15 protein-coding genes and 1 pseudogene are annotated in these 25,398 nt (G+C 67.8%); 9 read left to right on the top strand and 7 right to left on the bottom strand.

The annotated features are described in order from the left end of the window. The first annotated feature begins 86 nt into the window (after window positions 1-86). Entirely contained in the window at window positions 87-1,985 is a 1,899-nt protein-coding gene (locus tag IOD14_RS19350; protein ID WP_212670900.1) for an alkaline phosphatase family protein, read from the top strand. A 493-nt stretch (window positions 1,986-2,478) separates the two neighbouring features. Here the strand turns inward: IOD14_RS19350 and IOD14_RS19345 are convergent, their stop codons facing one another. Next, window positions 2,479-3,825, bottom strand: coding sequence for a hypothetical protein (locus tag IOD14_RS19345; protein ID WP_212670899.1), 1,347 nt, complete (start codon window positions 3,823-3,825; stop codon window positions 2,479-2,481). A 113-nt stretch (window positions 3,826-3,938) separates the two neighbouring features. On the opposite strand from IOD14_RS19345, the gene IOD14_RS19340 reads away from it, so the two are divergent. From IOD14_RS19340 to IOD14_RS19325, 4 genes are all read left to right on the top strand, one after another. Beyond that, the gene (locus IOD14_RS19340) at window positions 3,939-4,136 is read left to right on the top strand and encodes a hypothetical protein (RefSeq protein ID WP_212673533.1); all 198 of its coding nucleotides are present in this window, start codon (window positions 3,939-3,941) and stop codon (window positions 4,134-4,136) included. Between the two features lie 466 nt (window positions 4,137-4,602). Then, the gene (locus IOD14_RS19335) at window positions 4,603-5,829 is read left to right on the top strand and encodes a beta-propeller fold lactonase family protein (protein WP_249125963.1); all 1,227 of its coding nucleotides are present in this window, start codon (window positions 4,603-4,605) and stop codon (window positions 5,827-5,829) included. A gap of 715 nt (window positions 5,830-6,544) precedes the next feature. Further along, window positions 6,545-7,153, top strand: a complete 609-nt coding sequence (locus tag IOD14_RS19330) for a hypothetical protein (protein ID WP_123993234.1) — start codon at window positions 6,545-6,547, stop codon at window positions 7,151-7,153. Between the two features lie 459 nt (window positions 7,154-7,612). Further along, window positions 7,613-7,855 carry a hypothetical protein gene (locus IOD14_RS19325; protein ID WP_212670898.1) on the top strand — a complete coding sequence of 81 codons (243 nt, stop codon included), beginning with the start codon at window positions 7,613-7,615 and terminating at the stop codon, window positions 7,853-7,855. Between the two features lie 50 nt (window positions 7,856-7,905). Here IOD14_RS19325 and IOD14_RS19320 read toward each other — a convergent pair. After that, window positions 7,906-8,426 (bottom strand): annotated as a pseudogene (locus tag IOD14_RS19320) (DDE-type integrase/transposase/recombinase); the annotation flags it as partial. A 573-nt stretch (window positions 8,427-8,999) separates the two neighbouring features. Between IOD14_RS19320 and IOD14_RS19315 the strand changes: the two are divergent. Both IOD14_RS19315 and IOD14_RS19310 read left to right on the top strand, forming a co-directional pair. After that, a complete protein-coding gene (locus IOD14_RS19315) occupies window positions 9,000-10,550 on the top strand; it encodes an alpha-L-arabinofuranosidase B (protein WP_249125962.1) in 1,551 nt (516 codons plus the stop codon). A gap of 141 nt (window positions 10,551-10,691) precedes the next feature. Further along, entirely contained in the window at window positions 10,692-12,248 is a 1,557-nt protein-coding gene (locus tag IOD14_RS19310) for an alpha-L-arabinofuranosidase B (RefSeq protein ID WP_212670896.1), read from the top strand. A 545-nt stretch (window positions 12,249-12,793) separates the two neighbouring features. Here IOD14_RS19310 and IOD14_RS19305 read toward each other — a convergent pair. Both IOD14_RS19305 and IOD14_RS19300 read right to left on the bottom strand, forming a co-directional pair. After that, entirely contained in the window at window positions 12,794-14,068 is a 1,275-nt protein-coding gene (locus tag IOD14_RS19305) for a PHB depolymerase family esterase (RefSeq protein WP_212670895.1), read from the bottom strand. 521 nt (window positions 14,069-14,589) lie between these two features. Further along, window positions 14,590-16,023, bottom strand: a complete 1,434-nt coding sequence (locus IOD14_RS19300; protein ID WP_212670894.1) for an endo-1,4-beta-xylanase — start codon at window positions 16,021-16,023, stop codon at window positions 14,590-14,592. A gap of 573 nt (window positions 16,024-16,596) precedes the next feature. Here IOD14_RS19300 and IOD14_RS19295 point away from each other — a divergent pair. After that, on the top strand, window positions 16,597-18,063 hold the full coding sequence (locus IOD14_RS19295; RefSeq protein WP_212670893.1) for a non-reducing end alpha-L-arabinofuranosidase family hydrolase: 1,467 nt from the start codon (window positions 16,597-16,599) through the stop codon (window positions 18,061-18,063). A 954-nt stretch (window positions 18,064-19,017) separates the two neighbouring features. Next, entirely contained in the window at window positions 19,018-20,868 is a 1,851-nt protein-coding gene (locus tag IOD14_RS19290) for an RICIN domain-containing protein (protein ID WP_280846118.1), read from the top strand. Between the two features lie 100 nt (window positions 20,869-20,968). Here the strand turns inward: IOD14_RS19290 and IOD14_RS19285 are convergent, their stop codons facing one another. The 3 genes from IOD14_RS19285 to IOD14_RS19275 all read right to left on the bottom strand — a co-directional run bounded on the left by IOD14_RS19285 (window position 20,969) and on the right by IOD14_RS19275 (window position 25,373). Continuing rightward, complete coding sequence (locus IOD14_RS19285; RefSeq protein WP_123993241.1) at window positions 20,969-21,769, bottom strand: NPP1 family protein; 801 nt, start codon at window positions 21,767-21,769, stop codon at window positions 20,969-20,971. Between the two features lie 218 nt (window positions 21,770-21,987). Next, a complete protein-coding gene (locus IOD14_RS19280; RefSeq protein WP_212670892.1) occupies window positions 21,988-23,304 on the bottom strand; it encodes a ricin-type beta-trefoil lectin domain protein in 1,317 nt (438 codons plus the stop codon). An 86-nt stretch (window positions 23,305-23,390) separates the two neighbouring features. Beyond that, window positions 23,391-25,373: an alpha-L-fucosidase gene (locus tag IOD14_RS19275; protein WP_212670891.1), complete on the bottom strand. Its 1,983-nt coding sequence runs from the start codon at window positions 25,371-25,373 to the stop codon at window positions 23,391-23,393. Window positions 25,374-25,398: the final 25 nt, after the last annotated feature.

Genomic DNA, 25,398 nt, shown 5'->3' with positions numbered 1-25,398 from the left:
ACACGATGACCCAGGATCCCGTTGTGGATGCCATGGCCACGGATGTCGTGGCAGCGGAACGCAGTGCTCTCGAAAGGCCAGACAGCATGATCGGCACAGGTAGAACTCCCGGCGCGCGAGGCCGGCTGGCCCGCGTGGGCGCCCTGCTCGGCGCCGCCGCCCTGGCGACCGCGGGAGGTACGGCCCCCGCCTTCGCGGCCTCGGCGCACGGTGGCCCCGGCCACTCCGCGACGCGCACCGCGACACCGATCAAGCACGTGGTGGTGATCTACGACGAGAACGTGTCGTTCGACCACTACTTCGCCACCTACCCGCAGGCCGCGAACACCGACGGCACGAAGTTCAAGGCGGCGGCGCACACCTCGAAGGCGAACAACCTCCTCAACTCCGGGCTGCTGAAGAAGAACCCGAACCTCTACGCGCCCAAGCGGCTGGCCGGTTCACAGGCGATGACCTGCGACCAGAACCACTCCTACGGTCCCGAGCAGTACGCGGCCGACGGCGGCAGGGCCGACAAGTACGTCGAGAACACCGAGGTCAGCAAGTGCACCGGGCTCTTCGGCGAGCCCGGCCTGGTGATGGACTACTACGACGGCAACACCGTCACCGGCCTGTGGAACTACGCCCAGCACTACGCGCTCAACGACAAGTCGTTCAGCTCGGTCTACGGCCCTTCCACCCCCGGTGCGCTCAATCTGGTCTCCGGCCAGACCCACGGTGTGATCTCCGTCGACCCGGCCTCCGGCACGGAGAACCCGAAGCAGACCTCGAAGCCCGACTCGTACACCGTCGTCTCCCCCAACGCCAAGGGTGTCGGCACCGTCATCAACGACCCCGACCCGGCCTACGACGACTGCGCGGACAAGGACCACACCGCCACCAGCGCGCTCGCGTCGATGCAGGGCAAGAACATCGGTGACCTCCTCAACGCCAAGGGCGTGAGCTGGGGTTGGTTCCAGGGCGGCTTCCGTCCGTCCACCGCCTGGAACGGCACGAGCGACGACTACGCGAAGTGCGCCGGCACCACCCACACCAACGTCGGCGGCGCGGCGGTGGAGGACTACAGCCCCCATCACAACCCGTTCGCCTACTACAAGTCGACGGCCAACCCGCACCACCTCGCCCCGAAGAGCATCGCCGAGATCGGGCACAACGGCCGGGCCAACCACAACTACGACCTCACCGACTTCGACGCCGTCCTCAAGGCCGGGAACCTGCCCGCGGTGAGCTTCCTGAAGGCCGCCGAGTACCAGGACGGCCACGCCGGCTACTCCGACCCGGTCGACGAGCAGCACTTCCTGGTCAAGGAGATCAACGCGCTCCAGCAGTCCCCGGAGTGGAAGTCCACCGCGGTCATGGTCGCCTACGACGACTCAGACGGCTGGTACGACCACGCCACCTCGAAGGTACTCAACGGCTCCAAGGACTCCACCCTCGGCTCCAACGGCAAGGCCCTCGACAGCGCCGCCTGCCAGGCGGGCCCGGCCGCCAAGGGCGGCTACGCGGACCGCTGCGGTCCCGGCACCCGCCAGCCCCTGCTGGCCATCTCCCCCTACAGCAAGGTCAACAAGATCGACCACACCGCCACCGAGCAGACGTCGATCACGAAGTTCATCGAGAACAATTGGCACACCGGCCGCATCGGCGACGCCTCCTTCGACCAGCGGGCGGGCAGCCTGACCGGCATGTTCGACTTCAAGCACCCCAACAACAAGCAGGTGCTGCTGAACTCGGACGGCTCCGTCAAGTCCGTGAAGCCGATCCCGCACCACTACGGCCGTACGGCGACGTCCGCCTCCACACACGCCCCGTACCCGGCCTACGTCCAGGACCTCAAGGCGCAGAACGTCGCAGACAGCAGCTCCACCTCCCCGGCCCTGCCGATCGCCATCAGCGCGGGTGTCCTGACCGCGGGAGCCATGACCACCGCGTTCGCGCTGCGCCGGCGCCGGACGCGTGCCGGAGCCCCACCGGCCGCCGTGTAAGTACCTCCGCTCCGACGAGAACCGACGGTCCCGGCCGGGCACAGGCCGGGACCGTCTCCTTTGCGCCACTGCTCGTCCTGCTCGTCGGCGGTCCAGTGCTCGAACGCCGTTACTGATCTCTTCGGATTGTTGTCGGGTGCTGCCGGCGGGACTGTGCACGTAGTCCGTGGTGCCGTCGGAAAGCAGGTTGGGGATTGCCTCGGCGTCCCAGGTGCAGGATGTCGTGATCCACCGACGGTCTTGGAGGTGTGCAGCCCGTCACCGTTGTAGACGTAGGTCGCCATGGCGGAGCCGGTGTTCGCCGTAGTCAGGCGGTCGGACTGCCCGTAGGCGTAGGTGGTGGTGTTGCTTCCGCCGGTGCTCTTGGTGCACACCCCCGTTCCCCTTGACCAAAGACATGGGGGCACCCCCGGGATGGCAGGCATTCGGCGGTGGGCGACCGCTGCGGTGACCGGTGACGCTCTCCGCGCAGGCTTGAACCGGGTCGCCATGATTACCATCCCGTCAGCAGCAGGTGGTTGAGGACCAGGGCGAGGGTGGCCTGGGCGGTGAGCCAGGCGCGGGGTCGGGTCAGGAAGGCGCATGCCGGGAGCAACCACATGGCGAACGGCAGCCAGATGCGCTCTGTTTCCGCTTTGCTCATGCCGGAGAGGTCGGCGGCGAGGAGCGCGAGCAGGGTGGCGAGGACGAGCAGGGCAAGACGGGGTTCGGCGGTGGAGCGGCGCAGGCACGTGCGAAGACCCTGGCGGATGGAAGTCCCGACGGACCGTCGCAGCCCGGCCACCGTCGCCGGGCCCACGACGAGTGCCGTGCACGCGAGGTTGGCCCACACCCAGTAGCCGTAGGGCCTGATACCGCCGGCCCCTAGGTAGTAGCGGGTGACCAGCAGGTGGTACGCCTCCCACCAGTTGAAGCCCGCGAGCGTGAACAAAGCCGGGACGACGACGAATCCGGTGATTACGTAGGGGAGGGGGCGGAGCCGTCGGGCGCCGAGCAGGAGGACGCCACCGGCGATCACCGCGAACAGTGTCAGCCCGTACGAGAGATACGCGGTGAGCCCGAAGAGGAGCCCGGAGGCGAGACCAGCCGACCGAGGCCGGAGTCCCGTGACCGCGAGGGCGAAGAACGCGACGGCCCAGGCGGCCACCGCCGCGAAGTACCCGTCCGCGGAGGTACCCATCCACACTGCGGCCGGGGCCAGGACCAGGAAGGGCGCGACGCGGCGGGCGAGCGCCTCCCCGGACAGTGCTCGTACGGTGATGAGGACCGCAACTGCCGCAGTCGCGCCGACGGTGATGCACCAGACGCCCGCCCAGGCCCCGCCGCCCAGCCCGATGCGGTCGAGAAGGACGAAGGTGAGGGTGGCGGCGGGGGGATGTCCGGCGACGTGCGCGGGCCAGGCGTCGGGTGAGTGGATCAGGATGTGGTGGGTGAAATCCCGCAGGGCGGCGGGGATGTCGTGGAAGCGGTTGACGGGGTCGATGACCTGGAGGTACTCGTACTTGGTCGTGAGTCGCCGGGCGATTCCTCGCTGCCATCCGTCGACCAGGGCGAGCGAGAACGTCCACGCCATGGCGGTGCCCCAGGCAGTGCACAGCAGCGCGCGCCAGGGCAGCCGGGCGGCGAGGAGCGGCCCGTACGCGACGACTGCGAGGGCCACCGTGATCGCGGCGGGGGTGCCGGGGCCGACATGCGGCTCCCAATGGCCGTACAGCGGCGGCCAGCTGACATGAAGGTTTCCGTAACGGTGTTCTAGGACGGTGCCGATCACAGCCGCCGTCGTGACGAGCAGCGCTGCGGCCAGGGCCGCGGAGAGGTCGCGGAGAAGATCGCGGTTCACACCGGCACGCTAGGCCGGGGAGGGCGGGGGGAGGCTCCGTTGAGCCTGGACGTCAGCATTTCGTCATGAGTTGCGGGCCCCGTCCTCGGCCCGTACCGACCTGCGGTCGGGACATGCGCGACCATCGACTCCCCACCTCTCCCGGTTTCTGGCGCAGTCCGCTGCGCAGCCCCTGGTTCACCTCCGTGCTCGGTATCGTGCTGCTCGGCGGGATCACGGTGCTCTTCACAACTGGCCTTGTGTCGTACGCCGCCACGCAGATCGAACACGACCGGCTCGTCCCCCGTACGGTCATCGCCTCGACGACATGACACCCGATGAACCCGGATCCGCCAGTCAGCAGTACTCGCATACGCGAACGCCAGGAGCACGAGCTCCCCACACGGGAGCACCGCGCCCGCCGTCCTGCTCGTGATGTATGCGACGAGATACAGCCGCGTGACAGGCGCCGGTCACGGCTCCTGTCTCCCGCACGGCGAACTTGGCCAGCCTGTACGCGCAGTAGCCGAAGCCCCCGGTCAGACCGGCCGTCGTCGACAGGGCGACCACAGCTCCCCCGGCCGCACTCCACCATGCCGGGTCTTCTCGCCGCTGGATGAGCAGCTAGGGTGCCAGGCGAGCCGAAGGCCGGACCGGCACCAAGTTCTCCGGGGCAAGCGGAAGTTCTTACGGGAAGCTGACGCGGGACCGAAACACCTTCATCCCACCCGCCCCACACGCAACTCTGACTCTGCACGTCACCGACCGGCGGTGGCACCGAAGTACGAGGAGTCAGACGTGAGCAGGCATAACAGGCGCAGGTCGAAGTCGCAGGTCCGGATGGCCATCGCCGGGACCGCCATCCTCGCGTCGGCGGCGGTCGCGACGACGGTGGCCATCGCCTCGGCGGGGGAAGTCCCCCGCGCACACGAGGGCGCGACAACGAAGAGCGCCAAGGCGGGAGCCGACCACGCCGTCTTCGTACAGGGCAACGAGCTCGCCGGGAACACCATCCACGTCTTCAAGCGCGGCGAGGACGGAAAGCTCACCGCCGCGGGCACCTACGCGACCGGCGGCAAGGGCGGCGACCAGGTCGACGCACCCACCGACTCCCTCGCCTCCCAGGGCTCACTCGTCTACGACCGCGGCTCGCATCTGCTGCTGGCAGTCAACGCGGGAAGCGGCACCGTGACCTCGTTCCGGGTCGAGGGACGGAAACTGACGGACCGGCGCGTGGTGCGCTCGGGCGGGGACTTCCCTTCGTCCATCGCGGTGTCCGGCGATCTCGCCTACGTCATGAACGCGGGCGGCGCGGGAAGCGTCCAGGGCTTCAGGATCACGGCCACCGGACTCAAGCCGCTCAGCGGGTCGTATCGCTCCCTGGGGCTGAAGAATGACAAGGTGCCGCTGTTCAGCAGTTCGCCGGGCCAGGTCGCGTTCACGCCGGGTGGCCGTGAGCTGGTCGTCACCACGAAGTCGGCCAACACCATCGAGGTGTTCCCCATGCGGCGCGACGGACGTCCCGCACACCGGGCGAAGGTCAACGACTCGGCCGGCGGCGTGCCGTTCGCGATCACCTTCGACAAGGCGGGCCGGATGCTGGTGGCCGAGGCCGAGAAGTCCACGGTCAGTACATACAAAGTGCTCGCCGACGGCCGCCTCAAGGTCGTCCAGAAGCCCCTGGCCAACGGTCAGAACACGCTGTGCTGGCTGGAGCGCGCCGGTGACTTCTTCTACGGCGGCAACACCGGCAACTCGACCGTCACCGGATACCGCACCGACCGCCACGGTCGGCTCGCGCTCACCAACGAGGTCGGCATCGCCACCCCGCCGTCAGCCATGTCCCAGGGTGTCATCGACCTGGCGGTGACGCAGGACGAGAGGTTCCTGTACGTACAGAACGGGACCTCCGGCACCGTCGACGGCTTCCGCATCGGCAGGAACGGCTCCCTCACTAAGGTCACCACGGCCACCGGACTGCCTCCCTTCGCCGAATCCGGCATGGAGGGAATAGTCGCGGTGTAAGAGGCTGCCATCGCGGTCCGGCGCCCTGGAGACTCCTCTCCGGGGCGCCGAACCCGTTCCGACGTGGCAGAAGTGCTCGACGTCGGTCACCGCTTCCGTCGCCGTGAGTCGCGCGGGCCGGACGTGTCCGGCAGGTTTGGGCACCCGGCTTGGGCGGCACCAGTGAGCCCGCCAGGACAATTGCATGAAGATCTGCCGTGCCACGAACTCGGTGGCGGCCTCGGCCCGTGCATACCGGACAGCAGCTGCGGCGCCATGCGGGCGGCGAGCGGCGAGCGAACGGCAATTCAGACGCGGAGTCACCCAGTCCGCGAACGGCGGACCGTCAAACCCGACCGCACTGACGTCGTCCGGAAGGCGCAGTCCGGGCGACGCAGCCACACCATTGATCCCCAGTGTCTGACGGTTGCCGCCAGTAAAGGCCGCCATCGTGCGGTCGGCGAGGCCGACAGCTCCAGAGCGTGTTGGTCGCGAGGCAGTGTGTGACACACTCCCGGCCCCGAGACCTCAAGCCATTGACGGAAGACGCCATCCGTCCACGAGGCTCATGAAGGTCCTCTGCACCGGCTCGCGCATGAGCGGCTGGGCCGGAGTCGCGCCAGAGGGAAGTCACCACCGCGGCGGGCCCCTTCCAGCGGTTCCACGCCACCACCCAAGATCTTACGAAGCCCTTACGCAGCCGTCTAAGGTCACGTGACGGTCCTACGATCACAGCGTGCCGACCATCCGAAACATCACTCTCGCCACTGTCGCGCCACTCGTGCTGGCTGCGGCGGGGGCCACGCACCCTCATGGCCTGTCGAGGGCGACAGCCACGGACTGGACGCAGTTGCACATCATGCTCCTGCCGATCTTCCCACTGCTTACGCTCGGCCTCCTCGTCCCTCTGTGGCACCGCCCCCGCCCAGACCTCGCGGGCTTCGCCACGGCGGTGGCCTGGGCGAGTGCGTTCACCTACGCGGCCTTCTACACCGGTCTCGACGCGGTGGCCGGCATCGCGGCGGGCACCGCCGTCGAGCACGCTGCCCGAACAGCCGCCATAGGGCCGATCAAGTACCCGCTCTACCACACGGGTGAGTTGCTCGGGCAGGTCGGCGCCTACGCCCTCCTCGTAGCTGTCGTGGCCACAGCCATCGCGCTCTTCCCGAAACACGGCGCGCGAGTCATTCCCGGCACGGTCGTTCTCCTGGTGGCCGGCTGGTCCTTCACAGACAGCCACATCTTCTGGCCCCGCGGCGTATGGACAATGCTCGGCTTCGCACTGGGCTTCGCTCTGCTCGCCACCGGGACCAGAAGGAGCCAATCCGCTCCACCCCGCGTCTGAGCGAGCCGGGCCTCCTCCCTCACCCCATCGCCCTCTTCCTGTTGCACTGCCCTGTCGCCCGCCGGATCCGGTCGCACGCCTTACGTGGCCGTTCGATCAAAACGTGCCGACGGCTGGAGCACCCGCCCGGCGTTCCGGCACGGCCTTGCGAGCGGGCTGACAAATGTTTCACCCAAGTAGATCCTCCATCGGGGAAGCCCCAGTCGCCGCAACATGCCTCTGGGGCGTGGGAGTTTCAGACGATGGTCCGCGGGTTCGACCACTGTGAGCGCCTTGAATCGGAGCGGCAGGCAACCCGAAAGCGCCACTGTCTCGGCTCCTCGGCGCTACTCGCCGGACTCGGCCGGGTGGTCGAAGACACCAATCGAATATCTCCGCATCGTGCACTCAACCCGTATCCACCGGCTCCATGCCAGTGGATGGTTCAGCCAGAAACGAAGAAGTGCCTTGCGACCTGCGATGATGGAGCTTCTCTCGGACCACATCACGCACGATTGGCAAGGCATTTCCGAGATGCAATTCACCCATGCCGCAGCGGCGGTCTCATCCGCGTTCGGTGATCCGAACCTGATCGCGTACGGCCGGCTGGAGCCGGTGGTGCGGCACGAGCGCCGATCGGCAGACGGTCAGGCTCTCGGAGGCTTCCAGTGGCGCGAGTTGCGCTGTCAGAGACGCCGAGCCGCCCGTCAGCGGCGCGGTTGAGACGGGAGGGCATCGGGGTTGGCGCCCTCGGCCTCGGCTGTACCGGCGAAGATCCAGGTGACGATCGCGATCCGCAACACCTGGCAGGTGGCCCAGACGCGGCCGTCGAGGACGTTCTTCTGCGGCACTGGAAGGAAGGTCTCCATTGCGGCGTTGTCGCCGACGGCCCCGACCCGGCCCATTGCGCCGACCGGGCCGTGCCGGGTAAGAACGGCGGCGACCCTGCGGGACCGGAATTGCGATCCGCGGTCGGAGTGCACGATGCATCCCGCGGCGGGGCCGCCTCGGGCAACGGCGGACTCCAGCGCGGCCACCGCGAGGTCGGACCTCATCCGGGCATCGATGGAGTAGCTCACGATGCGGCCGGAGTACACACCCTTGACGGCGCACAGATACAGCTTGCCCTCGCCGGTCGCGTGCTCGGTGATGTCCGTGGGCCGCAACCGGTTCGGCCCGTCCGCGGTGAAGCTCCGACGCACCAGGTCCTCGTGGACCGGCCAGCTTTGGCATTCTTCCCGCCGCCCTTGCGTTTGCCGAAGGCACTCCACCAGCCGTCGTCCCGGCAGTTCCGCCAGGCGGTCCGCTCGGCCATCGCCTCACCGGCAGCGCGGGCCAGGTCGCATCCGATCGCAGGAATGGCCGGCGCCGGGGAGGGGCAGATGTGCGGGCCGGCGGGGCGTGCTTCCGTTTGAGCGACGCTGATCAAGTCGCGTGTGTTGCTCGGCCAAGTGCCGGGCCCCGGGCGTCGCTGCCCGTCATGGAACGGAATCGGCTCACGCACGGCTCCCGAACTCCTATCGAATCTCTTCACCGTAAAGACCTCTCCACGCTTGTGGAACGCGCCGTTCAACCTCTTGACGGCGATGGGGCGTTCGTCGATAGTCATGCCTTGATCCGGCCGACCCAGTATCGGGTGGATCACTTCCCGCATTGTTAGCGCTAACAATCAGGGCGAGCACGCGCCGCCAGACCGCTCGCCATACATGTCCATCCACCCCTGTTCTTCAGCGGTGACCACCTCGCCCTCAAATTGTTAGCGCTAACAACCTGAGCCCTCATCCCTTCTCAGCCCACCCCAGAGCCCAAGGTGCACCGCGCTGGGGCGTGGCCTGCCGCTCCGCACCGACGACCAAGGGAGTTCCAGGTGCCTGCCCTGCTCATTTTCCGCCGACTGCGCCGAGGGGTGATCGTCTCCCTGGCGTCGCTGGCGCTCGCCTTCGCCGGCCTGATCGCCTTCAGCGGCGCGTCGCACGCCGCCACTCAAGGACCCTGTGACATCTACGCGGCGGGTGGCACTCCGTGCGTCGCCGCGCACAGCACCACACGCGCACTCTTCGCCTCGTACAACGGCCCCCTGTACCAGGTGCAGCGAGCATCGGACAGCGCGTTGCAGAACATCGGGGTGCTGTCCGCCGGAGGCGTCGCGGACGCCGCGGCACAGGACTCTTTCTGCGCGGGGACCACCTGCGTCATCACCCGCCTCTACGACCAGACCGGCCGCGGCAACACCCTGGTCTACCAGGGCCCCGGCGGGACGGGCGGCGCCGACACGGCGGCCAATGCGACCACCGAAACGGTCAGTGTGGGCGGCCAGAAGGCGTACGCGCTGTACATCAACCCGGGCAACAGCTACTTCGCCTACAACTCCACCGGGGGCGTGCCGACCGGCAGCGCACCCGAGGGCGAGTACATGATCACCAGCGGTACCCACGCCAACAACGGCTGCTGCTTCGACTACGGCAACACCGAGACGGACCACCACGCCGACGGCAACGGCGCCATGGACGCGATCAACTTCAGCACCGAATGCTGGTTCGGCGGCTGCAGCGGAACCGGCCCGTGGGTGCAAGCCGACCTGGAGAACGGCCTGTTCACCGGTGGCAGCAAGGCATGGAACCCCAACCAGGTCTCCGAGACGAGCCACTTCGTCACCGCGATGCTCAAGAACAACGGCACCACACAGATGGCCCTCAAGGGTGCGAGCGCCGCCTCCGGGAGTCTGACCCAGTTCTACAGCGGCGCACTGCCCAGCGGATACAACCCGATGCACAAGCAGGGCGCCGTCATCCTCGGCAGCGGCGGCGACTGCTGCCAGACCAACCACAACGCCAGCGCGGGCACTTTCTACGAGGGCGCCATGGTCAGCGGCTACCCCTCCGACGCCACCGACGCAGCGGTCCAGGCCAACATCGCCGCGGCCGGATACAGCACCTCCACCCCCTTCACCCCTGGCGCCAGGCTGGCCCTGCAGGCCACCTCCCCCTGCTGCACCAGCGACTACCTGCAGCACGACACCAGTGACGACAAGGTCGTCATCGCGCCGGTCACCGCCGGCAGCACGGCCACCGACAAGGGCGACGCCACCTGGATCGTCCACGCCGGCCTGGCCAACAGCAACTGCGTCTCCTTCGAGGCGGCCAACGCACCCGGCAGGTACATCAGGCACTGGGCGTTCCAGCTCCACCTCCAAACCGACGACGGCACCGGCCAGTTCGCGGCCGACGCCACCTTCTGCCCCAAGTCAGGCAACAGCGGCACGGGTTACTCACTGCAATCCTTCAACTACCCGGCCAAATACATTCGCCACTACCGCTTCACCGGCTACGTCGCCGGCGACGGTGGCACCAACGCCTGGGACACCTCCTCGCTGTGGACCCAGGACACCAGCTGGCTCACCGCCTCCCCCTGGAGCTGACCAGCACCAAGCCCCGGGTCCGTTGCCGATGAGGACCGACATCGCTACGTACCCGGAGGCGTCCACGCGGCCCACTCAGTCCGCCCACGCGGGCATCGGGACCGTCGACGCGCACATCACCCCCCTGTGAAGGAGTTCCACATGATCAAGCCACGGTGGATACGCAGAGTCAGACGCGCTCTCCTCGCGGCAGGTGCCACCGCCGCCCTGGCCGCAGGTTTCCTCTCCGCCACGACGACCGCCTCTCAGGCCGCCACCCAGGGGCCGTGCGACATCTACGCGGCGGGTGGCACGCCGTGCGTCGCCGCGCACAGCACCACACGCGCCCTGTACGGGACGTACAACGGGCCGCTCTACCAGGTCAGGCGCGCCTCGGACAGCACCACCTTGAACATCGGCCTGCTGAGCGCCGGCGGATATGCGAACGCCGCCGCCCAGGACACCTTCTGCGCCAACACCAGCTGTGTCATCACCGTCATCTACGACCAGTCCGGCAAGGGCAACAACCTCACCCAGGCACCCGCGGGCGGAGCCGCCGGCGGACCGGACAACCTCGCCAACGCCTTCGAGGCGCCGGTCACCGTCGGCGGGCACGAGGCGTACGGCGTCTACGTCGCCCCCGGCACCGGATACCGCAACAACAACACCAACGGCATCGCCACCGGAGACCAGCCCGAGGGCATGTACGCGATCTTCGACGGCACGCACTTCAACGGCGGCTGCTGTTTCGACTACGGCAACGCCGAGACCAGCAGCACCGACACCGGCAACGGCCACATGGAGGCCATCTACTTCGGCAACAGCAAGGCGTGGGGCTATGGCAGCGGCAACGGCCCCTGGGTCATGGCCGACCTCGAGAACGGCCTGTTCTCCGGCGTAAACCGCACCCTCAACTCCGGCGACCCCACCGTCAACAACCGCTTCCTGACCGCCATGGTCAAGGGCGGCCCGAACCAGTGGGCCATCCGCGGCGGTGACGCCCGGTCGGGCGGCCTGTCCACCTACTACAGCGGCGTACGACCCAACGTCTCCGGATACAACCCGATGCACAAAGAAGGCGCCATCATCCTCGGCATCGGCGGCGACAACAGCAAGGGCGCCCAAGGCACCTTCTACGAAGGCGTCATGACCTCCGGCTACCCCTCGGACGCCACCGAGAACGCCGTGCAGGCCAACATCACCGCCGCCGGCTACAACAGCGGCTCGACCGGCACCGGCGCACTGACGCCCGGCTCGCGGATCTCCTTGCAGGCCACCACGTCCCCCTGCTGCACCTCGGACTACCTCCGCCACGACGACGCCGACACCAAGGTCGTCATCTCCGGCATCAACTCCTCCAGCTCGGCCACCGACAAGGCCGACGCAACCTGGATCGTCCGCGCGGGCCTGGCCAACAGCTCGTGCCTGTCCTTCGAGTCCGCCAACAACCCCGGCCAATACCTGCGCCACTACAACTACGAGCTCTACCTGAACACCGACGACGGCGGCGGAGCGTTCGCTCAGGACGCCACCTTCTGCCCCACGACGGGCAACAGCGGGGTCGGCCACTCCTTCCAGTCCGTCAACTACCCGACGAAATACCTCCGCCACTACAACTACACGGCCTACATAGCCAGCAACGGCGGATCCAACGCCTGGGACTCCACGTCCTCATGGGCCCAGGACACCAGCTGGCTCACCGCCTCCCCCTGGAGCTGACCGGCAACCGGCTCCTCTGAGCACCTCCGGTCGTGAGCACGGCAGCCCGACAGAATTCCCGGGAGGCCGTGCTCACCCGGACACCGCAATTCGGTCGACCGCTGCACCTGGGCCGGTGTACCCGGCCAACCCCGCTGTGTCCCCCGCCCCTTGCCAGGCATGAAATCATTACGAGCGATCCGCAGACCGGCATGGTGAGCGAAGTACGCGCAGTGGTGCACTATCCGCGGCACCTCACCAGCCCGGCCGACTCACCGGGCCCAGTTCGACGACAAGCCGCGAGCCGCAAGGAAGCAGCCCGCCTGTGCGAGCAGATCGCCCAGCTCAGTAAGCAACTCGCCGCCTTGGAGCACCGGCTGGAGCGCCTGGAAATCACCCGGAATCGCTGCCGTCCACATACATACCGCTACATCCTCACCCGGTTACGAGGACGACGAACACAGCCCACAAGCCAAGGACATCCGCGAAAGCCTGGGAACCGGCACCGAGAACCGCCACGTCAAAGGCGCCCGGGCCAAGCTCAAACGCCTCGTGAGCGCGCCCACTCACTGGCGATGCTGCTCGGCCATCCACTCCCAGACGTGCGTTCCGTCGATGCTGGGGTCGTTGCGGGCGACGTAGATCCACGAGAAGTGGCCCGGGAACCGGTAGCCGTTCCAGACGACCTGGTCGTAGAGGGTCATCAGCGAGCCGGGGATCACGTCGTGCGCGTGGACGGTGTTGGCCTGTGGGTCCACGGTGGGGTCGTCGCGGGAGGTCACGAGCCAGGTGGGGGTGGTGATCCGTGCCAGCTCGCTGTCGGGGATCAGCGGCGCACCTCCGGCCGGGAATGCCTGGACAACGCCGCAGATCGGCACGGACGCGGCGAACAGTTCGGGATAGACGGTGGTCATCTTCATGCTCATGTAGCCGCCGTTGCTGCAGCCTGCGACGTAGATCCTGTTGGGGTCGACGTGGTTCCTGCGCGTGACGTCGCTGATGATCTCGTGGATGAGAGGGGCGTAGCGGGGGCCGTTCTCCATCCAGTAGGAGGTGCTTTGCGGGGCGAGGACGTAGGCGCCGTCGAAGATGCGCTGCGCCTGCGGGGTGGCGAAGCCCAGTGCGCCGCGGTTGGCTCGCAGCGTGGTCTCGTTGTCGTAGTAGTTGTCGGGTAATGAGGCACCCTCACCCGCGCCGTGCAGCCAGACGATCAGCGGGCGCCTGCGCCCTCGGGAGGAATGGGAACGCGCGGGTGAGTACAGCCGGTACTTCATTCCCGACCCGGAGATGTGGGAGCTGAACGCGTCCACCTCGGGGTCCGACAGGCGAGGGTTCTGGACGAAGCTGTCGATGGTGATCGACCGGTGATCGCACAAGGTGATCGGGGCGCGCTGGGTGAGGGTGTAGGTGAGGTCGAGCATCACGTTGCGGCTCTTGCCCGCGATGTAGCCGAGCGTGCCGGCCCCGGCCTGGCCCTCGCCGTGGCTCAGCTCGAGCACGATGTCGCCGCGGTCGTCGAGCCGAGCAGCGGTCACCGTGCGGTCCAGGTCGTACTCGCTGAAGATGACGTCGCCGGGGGCGATGGGGATCGGGCTCGTGGCTTTCGCGTGGACGCCGAAGGTGCCGGTGGTCAGACTGGCTGGATCGATCGGGCCGAGTCCGGCCGTCCTGAGGGTGATCGAGGTGACCTGTTCGCCGCCGTCGAGCACTTGGGCGTTGAGGGTGAATCTCACTCTGGTGGTCCCGCGGTCGTCGGCGTACGCGGCGACGCCGGGCAGGGAGAGGCCGGCAGCGCCCGCTCCGGCGGCGAGAATGGTGCGACGGCGGATTCGTGTTGCCATGCGGACTCCTTGTGGGGTGCGGAGGCATCACTGCGGCCAATGCGCCGAACTCGGCGGTCCCGCCGCCGAGGAGAGGAAACGGTGACCTCGGCTGCCGAAGCTTCCGCAACCGGACCCGCCTCGGTGCGGGCCGTCAAAGAACTCTCTGACGGACAGTGGATCGCACTGAATCTCCTGAAAGGTAGGAGTGATAAGCGCGCCATCATGAGCCTTGCGCGGCAGCCGGGCGACCACACGACCACGTCCCCTGCTCGTGCGCCACCCACCCTCGATCACCCTGCCCCGGCTCGTCGGCAGCTTCAAAGCCCGCACCCGAGGGGGCGGGCGAGCACTCGCTGGTTCAGGCCAACAGCATAGATCCCATGAATCCGCCCGGCTCCCGCCTGATCCAGACAAGCTCCCGCCTTGATCCGGACACGCTCCTCCCCTGGATCTGAACACCCGGGGCCCCACTGGGGCAGGCGGTCCCGTCCTCCGGGTCGCCGCCATCACGACGGCGACCCGGGTTCACGTTCCATGCATCAGGCCCGGGTCCAGCGCTGGTTGCTGCCGCTCGAGCAGGCGTACAACTGGACCAGCGTGCCGTTGGCGGTCCCGGCCGAGGCGGCGTCGAGGCAGAGGCCGGACTGGACGCCGACGACGGTTCCGTCGGAGTTCAGGCGCCATTTCTGGTTGTCGCCGCCCCAGCAGCTGTAGATCTGGACCTTGGTGCCGTTGCCGGTGCCGGCGGCGTCCAGGCACTTGTTGCCGTAGACCCTGAGCTCACCGGCGGCGGTGTACGTCCACTGCTGGTTGGTGCCGCTGTGGCAGTCCCACAGCTGGAGCTGAGTGCCGTCGGTAGTGCTGGAGTTGGGGACGTCGAGGCAGCGGCCCGAACCGACACCCTTGATCGTTCCGCCGTCCGACGGGGGCGGCGTGGAGGTGCCGCCGTTGAGTGCGTTGAGTACGGAGGTGTAGGCAGGCTTCTTGCTGCCGTTGCCGTTGAACAGCAGCGGTGTCTGCTCCGATCGCCAGGAGTCGGTGTCGCGCACACCCCAGACGGTGATGCCGAGGCAGCGCGAGACGGCCAGGCAGTCGTTGGTCACGTTGGCGTAGGTCGCGGCGGAGGCGCCCTGGATGTCCAGTTCGGTGATGGCCACGTCGACGCCGAGGGCGGCGAAGCTCTGGAGGGTGGTGCGGAAGTTGCTGTTGTACGGGCTGTCGTTGTTGAAGTGCGACTGGAAGCCGACGCAGTCGATCGGCACGCCGCGCTGCTTGAAGTCCCGGACCATGGCGTACACGCCCTGGGTCTTGGCCCAGGTCCAGTTCTCGATGTTGTAGTCGTTGTAGCAGAGCTTGGCGGCCGGGTCGGCGGCGCGCGCGGTGCGGAAGGCGACCTCGATCCAGTCATTGCCGGTGCGCTGCAGGTTGGAGTCGCGCCGACCGCCCGAACTGCCGTCGGCGAAGGCCTCGTTCACGACGTCCCACTGGGCGATCTTGCCCTTGTAGTGGTTCATCACGCCGTTGATGTGGTCGATCATCGCCTGGCGCAGGGTGCTGCCGCTGAGGCTCTGCATCCAGCCGGGCTGCTGGGAGTGCCAGGCCAGGGTGTGTCCGCGGACCTGCTTGCCGTTCTGCACGGCCCAGTTGTAGACGCGGTCGCCGGCGGTGAAGTTGAACTGTCCCCGCTGCGGTTCGGTGGCGTCGATCTTCATCTCGTTCTCGGCCGTCACCGAGTTGAACTCACGTGCCGCGATCGATGTGTAGGCGGAGTCGCCGAGCCTGCCTGAGGCGATGGCGGTGCCGAAGTAGCGGCCGCTCTGCGCCGCCGCGGCGCCCAGCGTGCTTTCGGCAGCGTGCGCGGCAGGCGGCGAAACCAGTGCGGCGACCGTGCTGAGGACGCCGATGAGCAGCGCGAGAAGCAGACTGCGGCTCCTTCGGTGGACTACGGGTCCGGGACGGGCGTACAAACCCATGACTGTGCCTCCAAAGTGGACATCACGGAATGACGGGAGCGCAGGGGAAGAGCGCCGGCCGTGGCGCAGGTGCCGTGGTGCTGTGGTGCGCGGGCACCCTGTGCGGTGGCGCCTGGTTCCGGCGTGCGGCACGGGGTGCGTATGGCCAATGCGGTTCGAAATCTCGAAACTTGGTCGCCCCTCGGAGAAGGGATGATTGACGCGTTGACGGTGGATCGTCAATACATCCCGCAGAGAAAGTTTCACTTTCCTGTTCGAAACATTCGATGATGTGCAGCCTCCGGCACCACTGCAGACGGACACCTCTGAGCCTGAGCCTCGACCAGGGAAAGTGCGCCCACGTGCACCTTTCTCAACTGCCCGCGATCGGTGCACCACTCGGCCACGCCCCAGGGGGAGCAACTGTTTGCAGACAGAACAGTGAGAGACCTTGACCGCGGGACATCACATTTCTAGCTTGTGGCATCGAAGCATCCGGGGAGTTCCCGAATGTTTCGATCGATCCTCGTTCCCGGTACGCCCGCTCCATCATTCGCCGACGCCACCTCGCCCCGTCCCCAAGGAGGCCCTCAGATGTGGTTACGCCACCCGTCCACGGTGCCGATCAGACGCCTGCTCGCCGTCCTTTCGCCGCTGCTCCTCGTGGCAGCCTTCCTCGGCGCTCAGCCCGCCAGCGCGGCGACAGTGGACCCCAACGCGTCGTATGTGCTGGTCAACCGCAACAGCGGCAAAGCCCTCGACGTCTACAACATGGCCACCAACGACGGCGCCCGCATCACCCAGTGGGCCAGGAACGACCAGAACCAGCAGCAGTGGCAGTTCGTCGACTCCGGGGGCGGCTACTACCGCCTCAAGTCCCGCCACTCGGGCAAGGTGCTGGACCTCTACAACTGGTCCACCGCGAACGGCGGCTCCATCGTGCAGTGGGCCGACCTCAACGCCACCAACCAGCAATGGCGGCTGGCCGACAGCTCGGACGGCTACGTGAGGCTCATCTCGCGGCACAGCAACAAGGCGCTCGAAGTGCAGGGTGCCTCCACCGCCGACAACGCGAACATCGTCCAGTACGACGACTGGGGCGGCACCAACCAGCAGTGGCAGCTCGTCAAGGCGGGCAGCGACACCCCCGGGGCGTGTGATCTTCCCTCGACCTACCGCTGGACCTCCACGGGCGCGCTGGCGCAGCCCAAGTCCGGGTGGGTCTCGCTCAAGGACTTCACCGTCGTCCCGTACAACGGCAGGCAACTCGTCTATGCGACGACCCACGACACGGGGACGCGTTGGGGTTCGATGAACTTCGGCCTGTTCACCAACTGGTCGGAGATGGGCTCGGCCAGCCAGAACACGATGTCGTCGTCCACGGTCGCGCCCACGCTCTTCTACTTCGCACCGAAGAACATCTGGGTGCTCGCCTACCAGTGGGGCGGGACCGCGTTCTCCTACCGCACGTCGAGCGACCCCACCAACCCGAACGGCTGGTCATCGCCTCAGGTGCTCTTCTCCGGCAGCATCTCCGGATCCGGCACGGGCCCCATCGACCAGACCGTCATCGGTGACGGGACGAACATGTACCTGTTCTTCGCCGGTGACAACGGCAAGATCTACCGCGCCAGCATGCCGATCGGGAACTTCCCCGGCAGCTTCGGCGCGACCTCCACAGTGGTCATGAGCGATACGACGAACAACCTGTTCGAAGCCCCGCAGGTCTACAAGCTGCAGGGTCAGAACCGCTACCTCATGATCGTCGAGGCGATCGGTTCTCAGGGCCGCTACTTCCGCTCGTTCACGGCCACCAGCCTCAACGGCTCGTGGACACCCCAGGCCGCGACCGAGAGCAACCCCTTCGCCGGCAAGGCCAACAGCGGCGCCACCTGGACCAACGACATCAGCCACGGCGAACTGATCCGCACCAGCGCCGACCAGACCATGACCGTCGATCCCTGCAATCTGCAGCTGCTCTACCAGGGCCGCAGCCCCAACTCCGGAGGCGACTACGGCCTCCTGCCCTACCGTCCGGGTCTGCTGACGCTGCAGCGCTGACGGCCGACTCCCGTACGACCGCGGCCCGGGCGGGCTCGGTGGAAGGCCGAGCCCGCCCGAGTCAGGAGACAAACGTCGACTCACGATGCCGGCGCAGCAGTTCGCCTGGTGCACGGCGGACTGGCCCTGCGTCGGCTGGTCGTGTGTTCCGCCCGAGCAACGGCGGTGCCGCTTCCCCCACTTGAGGTCGATGGCCGCCAGGCCCCACCGCTGGGTCGAGGCCGTAGGACACCTTGATCTCAGTTCGCCATCATGATCTCAGCGCGACTGCCGACTGGCACGATGGCGGCTTCGCCGGTCCAGGCTCGGCGGGCCGGAACTCGGCCGGATCCGGATGGAGCCGGTGACCGGCCATCCGATGCCGGGGCGACTGCCCCCACGTCCATGCCGATGGACTGCGGCGAGAGAGCCGAAGACGCTCCGATGACAGCCTGCTCGGAGCCCGCACGTGCTACCGCAGCCGCGAGCGCGCGAGGCGGTAGGGCTCGTCGGGCCGGTTTGCGCCGCAGGCCCTCCAGGCCGACCGCCGCCCCCGAGAGCCAACTCCGCGCCCTGTCCCAGGCATCGACCCCCGCACACTGACGTTTCCGGCCTGTCACGGGAAATTTGGTGCAAGGCGTTGACAGTGAACCGGGCGACTCCTACCTTCACTTCACGCGAACCGGTTCGACGACCGAGAAGACGAACGGTTCCACCAACGAAGTCCATCCTGGCTCGTCAACTCGACTGACGAACCGGCGCCTGCCCCCCTCTCTCTGCAAAGAATCGAATCGGTTCGACAGCTCCACAAGGCGAGCGACTGACCCCCAGGCCCGACGAGCCGAAGACCCGCGATCCCCCACAGGGCACCTGCGCCGATCCGACGAGACACCTGCGCCAGAAACCTCCGCCTGCTCCGCCGCCGTTCAGTCCCCTCCCCCACGGGTTTCCCCTCACCCTGTTAGGAGTCGCACGATGACGTCGCTCTCCGCACCGACCAGGCGCACACCCCGTACCAGACGCCGAGCCCTCTCCTCCGCCGCCGTCCTCCTGGCCACCCTGGCCGCCACCCTGATGCCCGCCGTCTCGTCACGCGCTGCCGACACCTCGGTCGCCGTCGACTTCTCCGTGGCCGGGGGCGCCCCCACTTACCACGCCTCCGGCACCCTCTACGGGATGACCGAGGACGGCTCACTCCCCCAGGACCACTTCTACAAGGACATCAAGTGGAAGCTGGAGCGGGCCGGCGGCGCCCAGCTGGACAGCCCGGGAGGCTGGGTCGCCGGCAAGTACGACCGCCGGTGGAACTCCACCCTGGCTCAGTACAAGCGCACCAAGGCGCTGGGCGGAACCTTCGTCATCCTGCCGCACGACCTGTGGGGCGCCGACGGCACCACCAGCCCCACCTTCCCCGGCGACAACGGCAACTGGTCCAGCTTCGACGCCTTCTACGACCGCCTGCTCTCCGACGTGAAGGCAGCCGGCATGACCGACATCGAGTGGGACATCTGGAACGAGCCCGACTGTCCCGGGTTCTGGAATTCCGGCATGCCCCAGTACCTGGAGATGTGGAAGCGCGCCTACCAGAAGATCCGGGCCGCCATCCCCGGTGCCGTCGTCGTCGGCGCGAGCACCTGCGGCCATCCCAACGTGGACAACGGCTGGTGGACCACGTACCTCGACTACGTGAAGGCGAACAACGTCGAGCCGAACATCTACAGCTGGCACGACCTCCCCGGCGACCCGGTCGCCCACAGCAACTCCCTCAAGACCCTGCTGTCGGCGCGGTCGATGACGACGAGCCGCCCCTTCCAGGTCAACGAGTACGGCGCCAGCAGCGAGCAGAACCCCGGTCGCGGCGGCTGGTACATCTCCCGTCTGGAGCGGGCCGGAGCGGACGGCCTGCGCGCCAACTGGGCGTGGGGGGCCAACCTGCACGACTTCGAGGCGAATCTGCTCACCAAGACCGGCAGCCAGTATCTGCCGCTCGGCGAGTGGTTCCTGTACCGCTACTACGGCTCCCAGAGCGGGAACATCGTGAACCTCACGCCCGGTACGAACACCGACGGGCTGGCAACCAAGGACAACTCCGCGCGCAACGCGAAGATCCTGCTGGGCAGCAACGGAAACACCGGGAACGTCACCGTCAACCTCAACCGTCTCGACACCACCTCGGTCGTGGAGAACGGCCGGGTGCGCGCGACAGTCCAGCGCATACCGAACAACGGCGGCGGCGCGGTGACAGGTCCGGTGACGGTGTCCGACCAGACCCTGACGGTCAGCAACAACTCGGCTTCGGTGAGCGTGCCGTGGACGGACGCCGCCGACGGCTACACCGTGACGCTGCTGCCACCGTCCAACACGACCGTGTCCACGGTTGCGGTCGTTCAGCACAGCGGTCAGTGCCTTGACGACACCAATCTCAGCACCGCCGACGGCACGCAGTACCAGCAGTACTACTGCGAGGGCGGCTACCAGCAGATGCTCGACTTCAAGCCGGTCGCCGGCCGGGCGAACACCTACACCATCGTCAACGAGCACAGTGGCAAGTGCCTGGACGTCTCGGGCGCTTCCACGGCCGACGGCGCCGCCGTCATCCAGTGGACCTGCGGCGGCGGCACGAACCAGATGTTCACCCTCAGCCCTGTCAGCGCGCTCGGCAACAGCAAGGACTACCAACTGGTCGCGGTCCACAGCGGCAAGTGCGTCGACGTCAGCGCCGTCTCCACCGCGCCCGGCGCACTCATCCACCAATGGACATGCGACGCGCCCGGCGCCCTGGCCACGAAGAAGAACCAGATCTGGCGCCTGCTCGGCAAGGCCTGACCGCATTCGGCACCACAAAGCCACGACAACAGCGGGCGAAAGCCCCCGGCGGGACAGGGGGGGATGTCCCGCCGGGGGCGGCTCGGGGTGCGGCCGGGTGTCAGAACGCGGGGATCGCGCTCGCGGCCCTGGAGTCGGCCTCCCTGGCCTTGTTGATGTTGCTCTGGAGGTTGCCGGTCAGCGGGAAGTTGGCCCGGCCCCACTGGGAGTTCCACAGGGCGTTGCGCGGGGCGTCGGCCATCCGCTCCATGGTGACCAGGGCCGGCTCGTCCCAGCCGCCGTTGCCCCAGGCCTCCGGGGTCTCGCCCCACTTGGCGAAGCGGAAGGCGTGGGTGCTCGCGCCGTCCTTGTGGTAAACGATCTCCACGCGGTTGCCGTTCATCGGCACCTCGTTGATCGGGTGGGTGCTGTAGCCGCCGTGCCGGGAGGCGGCCAGGAACGCGGGGCGCTCCTCGCCCTGCTTCTGGAAGACCACCACCGACTCCCAGTCGTGGCGGTGCCCGAAGGCGTCGGCACCGTTGAGGGTCTGGTCCTTCTCGAAGTAGAGCGCGTAGACGTACGCGCACCAGCCGTTCTTGCACCACCCCTGGGAGTAGGTGTTGGCTCTGCCGAGGTGGTTGTCACGGCACCCCCCGGTGATCGATCCGGAGTTGTTCAGACCTCCGTTGAGGTTGCCGTTCGCGTCGACCGCGGCGGCGGGGAAACAACCGTCCCCGTCGTAGTCGAACAGCGGCATGTACTTCTGCTGGAACGTGTCCGCGTTCCACGGCAGCGGGTTCAGGACGGCGGCGTCGGCACTGCCGGCCAGGCCGGCGGTCAGCGCGACGACGCTGCCCGCGACGAGCACGGCCTTGCTCAGACGGGACGATCTGCTGATCTTGCTCTTCACTGCCTGGGACATGCGGGGCTTCTCCAAGTCGCTCGGCCCGCCTGGATTCCGGCGGGACGGGATCAAGACTGCGGAAGGCGAGATTGATCCGCAGGCCCCTCTGATCAGCGCAATCAATTGCCTTCGCGCGTTCACGGCCCGCCCTCGACGCGGTCCTGACGCAGGCCGGGGCCTCCCCGCACTGCTGCGGAGAGGCCCCGGCCTGCCGGCCGTACCGGTGAGGGTGTTTGTCAGTTCTCCAGGCGCCAGTACTGGTTCGCGCCGCCCGAGCAGCTCCACAGCTGGATCTTCGTACCGTTGCCGTTTGCCTGGCCGACGGCGTCCAGGCAGAGCCCCGACTGCGCCGCCGTGATCGTGCCGTCGGGGTTGATGTTCCACTGCTGGTCCGCCTGGCCGTTGCAGTCCCAGATCGCCGCAGGGGTGCCGTTGCCCGCTGACTGGCCGACACCCAGACACTTGTTGCCGTACACAACCAGCTGCTTTCCGGTGGTGGGGGTCCACCGCTGGTTGGCGCCGCCGTTGCAGTCCCACAGCTGGGCCTGTGTGCCGTTGGCCGTGGTGGAGTTGTTGATGTCGACGCAGCGTCCGGACTGCCGGCCGACGATCTTCTGATTGCCGGAGGGCTGCTGCGGTGGCTGGTTCGAGCCGAACTGCGTGAAGAACTGCCACACCGCCGCCGACGTCCAGGTGCGCCAGCCGTCGCCGGTGGAGCCGTCGATGGGGCCGGGCGAGTGGCCCGCTCCGTCGAACGCGGCCCAGACGACGGGATATCCCGACCTGCATCCGGAGTAGGTGGTGATGGTGTGCGTCAGGCTCCCGTTGGCGGGCTCGGGCGGGTTCTGCGGGGTGCAGCCGTTGGTCCGGACGAAGGTGTCCCGCAGCTGCCGTCCCGACGCGATGGGCAGCACGTTGTCCCTGAGGCCGTGCAGTCCCATGTAGGCGATGGGCTGGTTGCCGCCGTTGCAGCCGCTGAGGTTCGCGCCGGAGTAGACCGCGACCGCGCGGAAGACCGTCGCCCGGGAGCAGGCGAGGGCGTACGACATCCCGCCGCCGTAGCTGAAGCCGCCGGCGAACAGCTGGGTGGTGTCGACGCACAGACCCGCTTCGATCTGGTTGACCATGGCGTCGACGAAGGCCACGTCCTGGCCGCCGGGGTTGGCCCAGCCGTTCCCGTTGCCCTGGGGGGCGACGAAGATCGTGCTGTTGTTCGCGTTGTCGGCCAGGCGCCGGAGGCCGTAGTAGGACCAGTTGTATCCGTCCGTGCCGCCCGAGTCGACGTCGTTCGCCGTGCCGCCCCGCCAGTGGAAACTGAAGATCAGCCGGTAGGGGCGGTTGCTGTCGTAGCCGGCGGGGACCCGCAGGATGTAGCTGCGGTTCTGGCCGCCGCTCTGAATCGTGTGGTTGCCGCTGTTCAGCGTCGGAGCCTTGCCGCAGCCGGCGCTGGCCGCGGCGGCGGACCTCGTGGCCGGCGCGGGGGTGCCGAGGGCACCGCTGAACGACGTGCCCGCGGTGGTCAGGACGAGCAGCAGGGCGGCCGCGAGGGACATTAAGAGCGGTTTGCGTTTCATGCTCTCCTTCTTCCGTGCTCGGGTGAGGGACTGAGGGACAGGGAGCGCCGGCGGAACGTCGGTGGTCAGACGGCCGTGATGGTCCACGCGTTGTTGGTGCTGGAGTTCGGTGTCCACAGGACCGTGGTGGAGCCGGCCGTGGTGGAGCCGCTGCCGTCGAGCGCGGTGCCGGTGCCCCGGTTGACGATCTGGTAGCGGTCGCCGCCGAGGCCGGTCAGCGACCACTGCTGGTTGTTGCCGCCGTTCCAGGCCTGCTGGCGGGCGGGGGCGCCGTTGGCGGTGTTGCCGTAACTGTCGGCGACCAGACCGTTGGTGCGGTTCACGATCCGGTGGTAGCCGTTGCCGAGGCTGATCAGCTGCCACTGCAGGTTGGTGCTGCCGTCGTAGTTCCACTGCTTGAGGTTGGATCCGGCGGCGACGTTGCCCCCGCTGTCGAGCGCGAGACCGCTGGTCGCGTTGGCGATCCTGACCCAGGTCGTGGGGCCACCCGGCGCGCCCAGGACGGGTATCTCACCGGAGAACGTGAGCTTGACCGTGTACGCCAGGGCGTTGAACGGCGGGTTGGACGAGGGCATGGTCAGGTGCAGTCCGGACGCGTCCTGGGTCGGGGTGGGCAGGTCGACGTAGGTTCCGGCGGTGTTGTTGAGCAGTTTGGCGCCGGTCAGACTGCTGAGGTTGATCTGGTTGGAGTTCAGCGTGGCGATGGTCATGGTGGCGCCCTGCCAGCCCAGCGCGGTGGCGTAGAGGACCTTGTTGTCCTTGCTGCGGGTGAACCGGATGTCCTGCGGTTTGCCGGCCACCGGTCCGCTGAACGAACCTCCGCCCATCTTGGTGGGGCCCTCGCCGTAACTGGACCAGGAGCGCGTGGAGTAGACGGCCTCCCCGAAGCGGCCGAGCCAGTCGCCCATAGCGAGCAGGATGGACTGCTGCCCGGAGGGGATGGTGCCATCGGCCATCGGGGCGATGTTCAGCAGCATGTTGCCGCCCTTGCTGACCCGGTCGAGCAGCGAGTGCAGCATGGCCTGCGTCGAGTAGTAGCCGATGCCTTCCGTGTAGCACCAGCTGGAGGAGGAGATGCTGTCGTCGGTCAGCCAGTAGGGGGTGAGCAGTCCCGCCGGGCCGCCGCGCTCGAAGTCGAATACCTCACCCTTGTTGTTGAGGCCGTCCTTGTAGGTCGCGACCACGTCCTTGTTCCACGCGACCGCCTGGTTGTAGTAGTGCGCGAGGAACTGGAGCCGGTAGGACTCCTGCACCCGGTCCAGGGCGAAGTCCTGCCAGACCAGGTCCGGCTGGTAGCCGTCGATGACCTCGACGAGCTTGTCGTACCAGAGCTTGTTCTCCGCCGCCGAGCCCAGCTGGCCGTAGAGGGTGCGCAGGTTCGGGTCCGACTGGGACGGCACGTGGTCGTAGTAGCCGTTGAAGTTGTAGGCGTGGTGCAGCGAGGCCATGAACTTCAGCCCCTGCCCGCGGATGGCCTGCGCGTGCAGCCCCACCAGGTCGAGTCGGGGGCCGTGCTGGACCGAGTTCCACGGGTTGGAGCGGCTGTTCCACATGGAGAAGCCGTCGTGGTGCTCGGCGACCGGTCCGGCGAATCTGGCGCCCGCGGCCTTGAACAGCCGCGCCCATGCCTCCGGGTCCCACCGTCCGCCCTGGGAGACGAGTCTGGGGGCGAACTGCACGAAGGTGCCCGCCTTGTCGCGGGCTCCGTCGATGAAGTTGTGGTACGGCCATGCCGAGGGATCGCCGTAGGTGGCGATGTGGTGCCGGTTCTCGGCCGAGCCGCCGATGTACATGTTGCGCGGATACCACTCGTTCCCGAACGCGGGAACGCTGAAGGCACCCCAGTGGTAGTAGATGCCGAACTTGGCGTCCTGGAACCAGGCCGGTGCCGGGGGGTGCTGGTCCACGGAGGACCAGCTGGGGGTGTAGCTGCTGGGACCGTCGGTCGCGGCGGCCTCGGGGGCGAACCGCAGCAGGCCGAGCGCCGTCGACGCGCCGGCCGCCGCCAGCAGTCGGCGCCGGCTGAGCGGCCGGGGGGAGGAGGACATGTGGGGGCCTTTCGGGAGAGGGAAC

The sequence above is a fragment of the Streptomyces sp. A2-16 genome (assembly GCF_018128905.1).
Lineage (GTDB): Bacteria > Actinomycetota > Actinomycetes > Streptomycetales > Streptomycetaceae > Streptomyces.
Note: the sequence above shows the minus strand (reverse complement) of the source record. Positions and strands in the feature narration are given on the sequence as shown.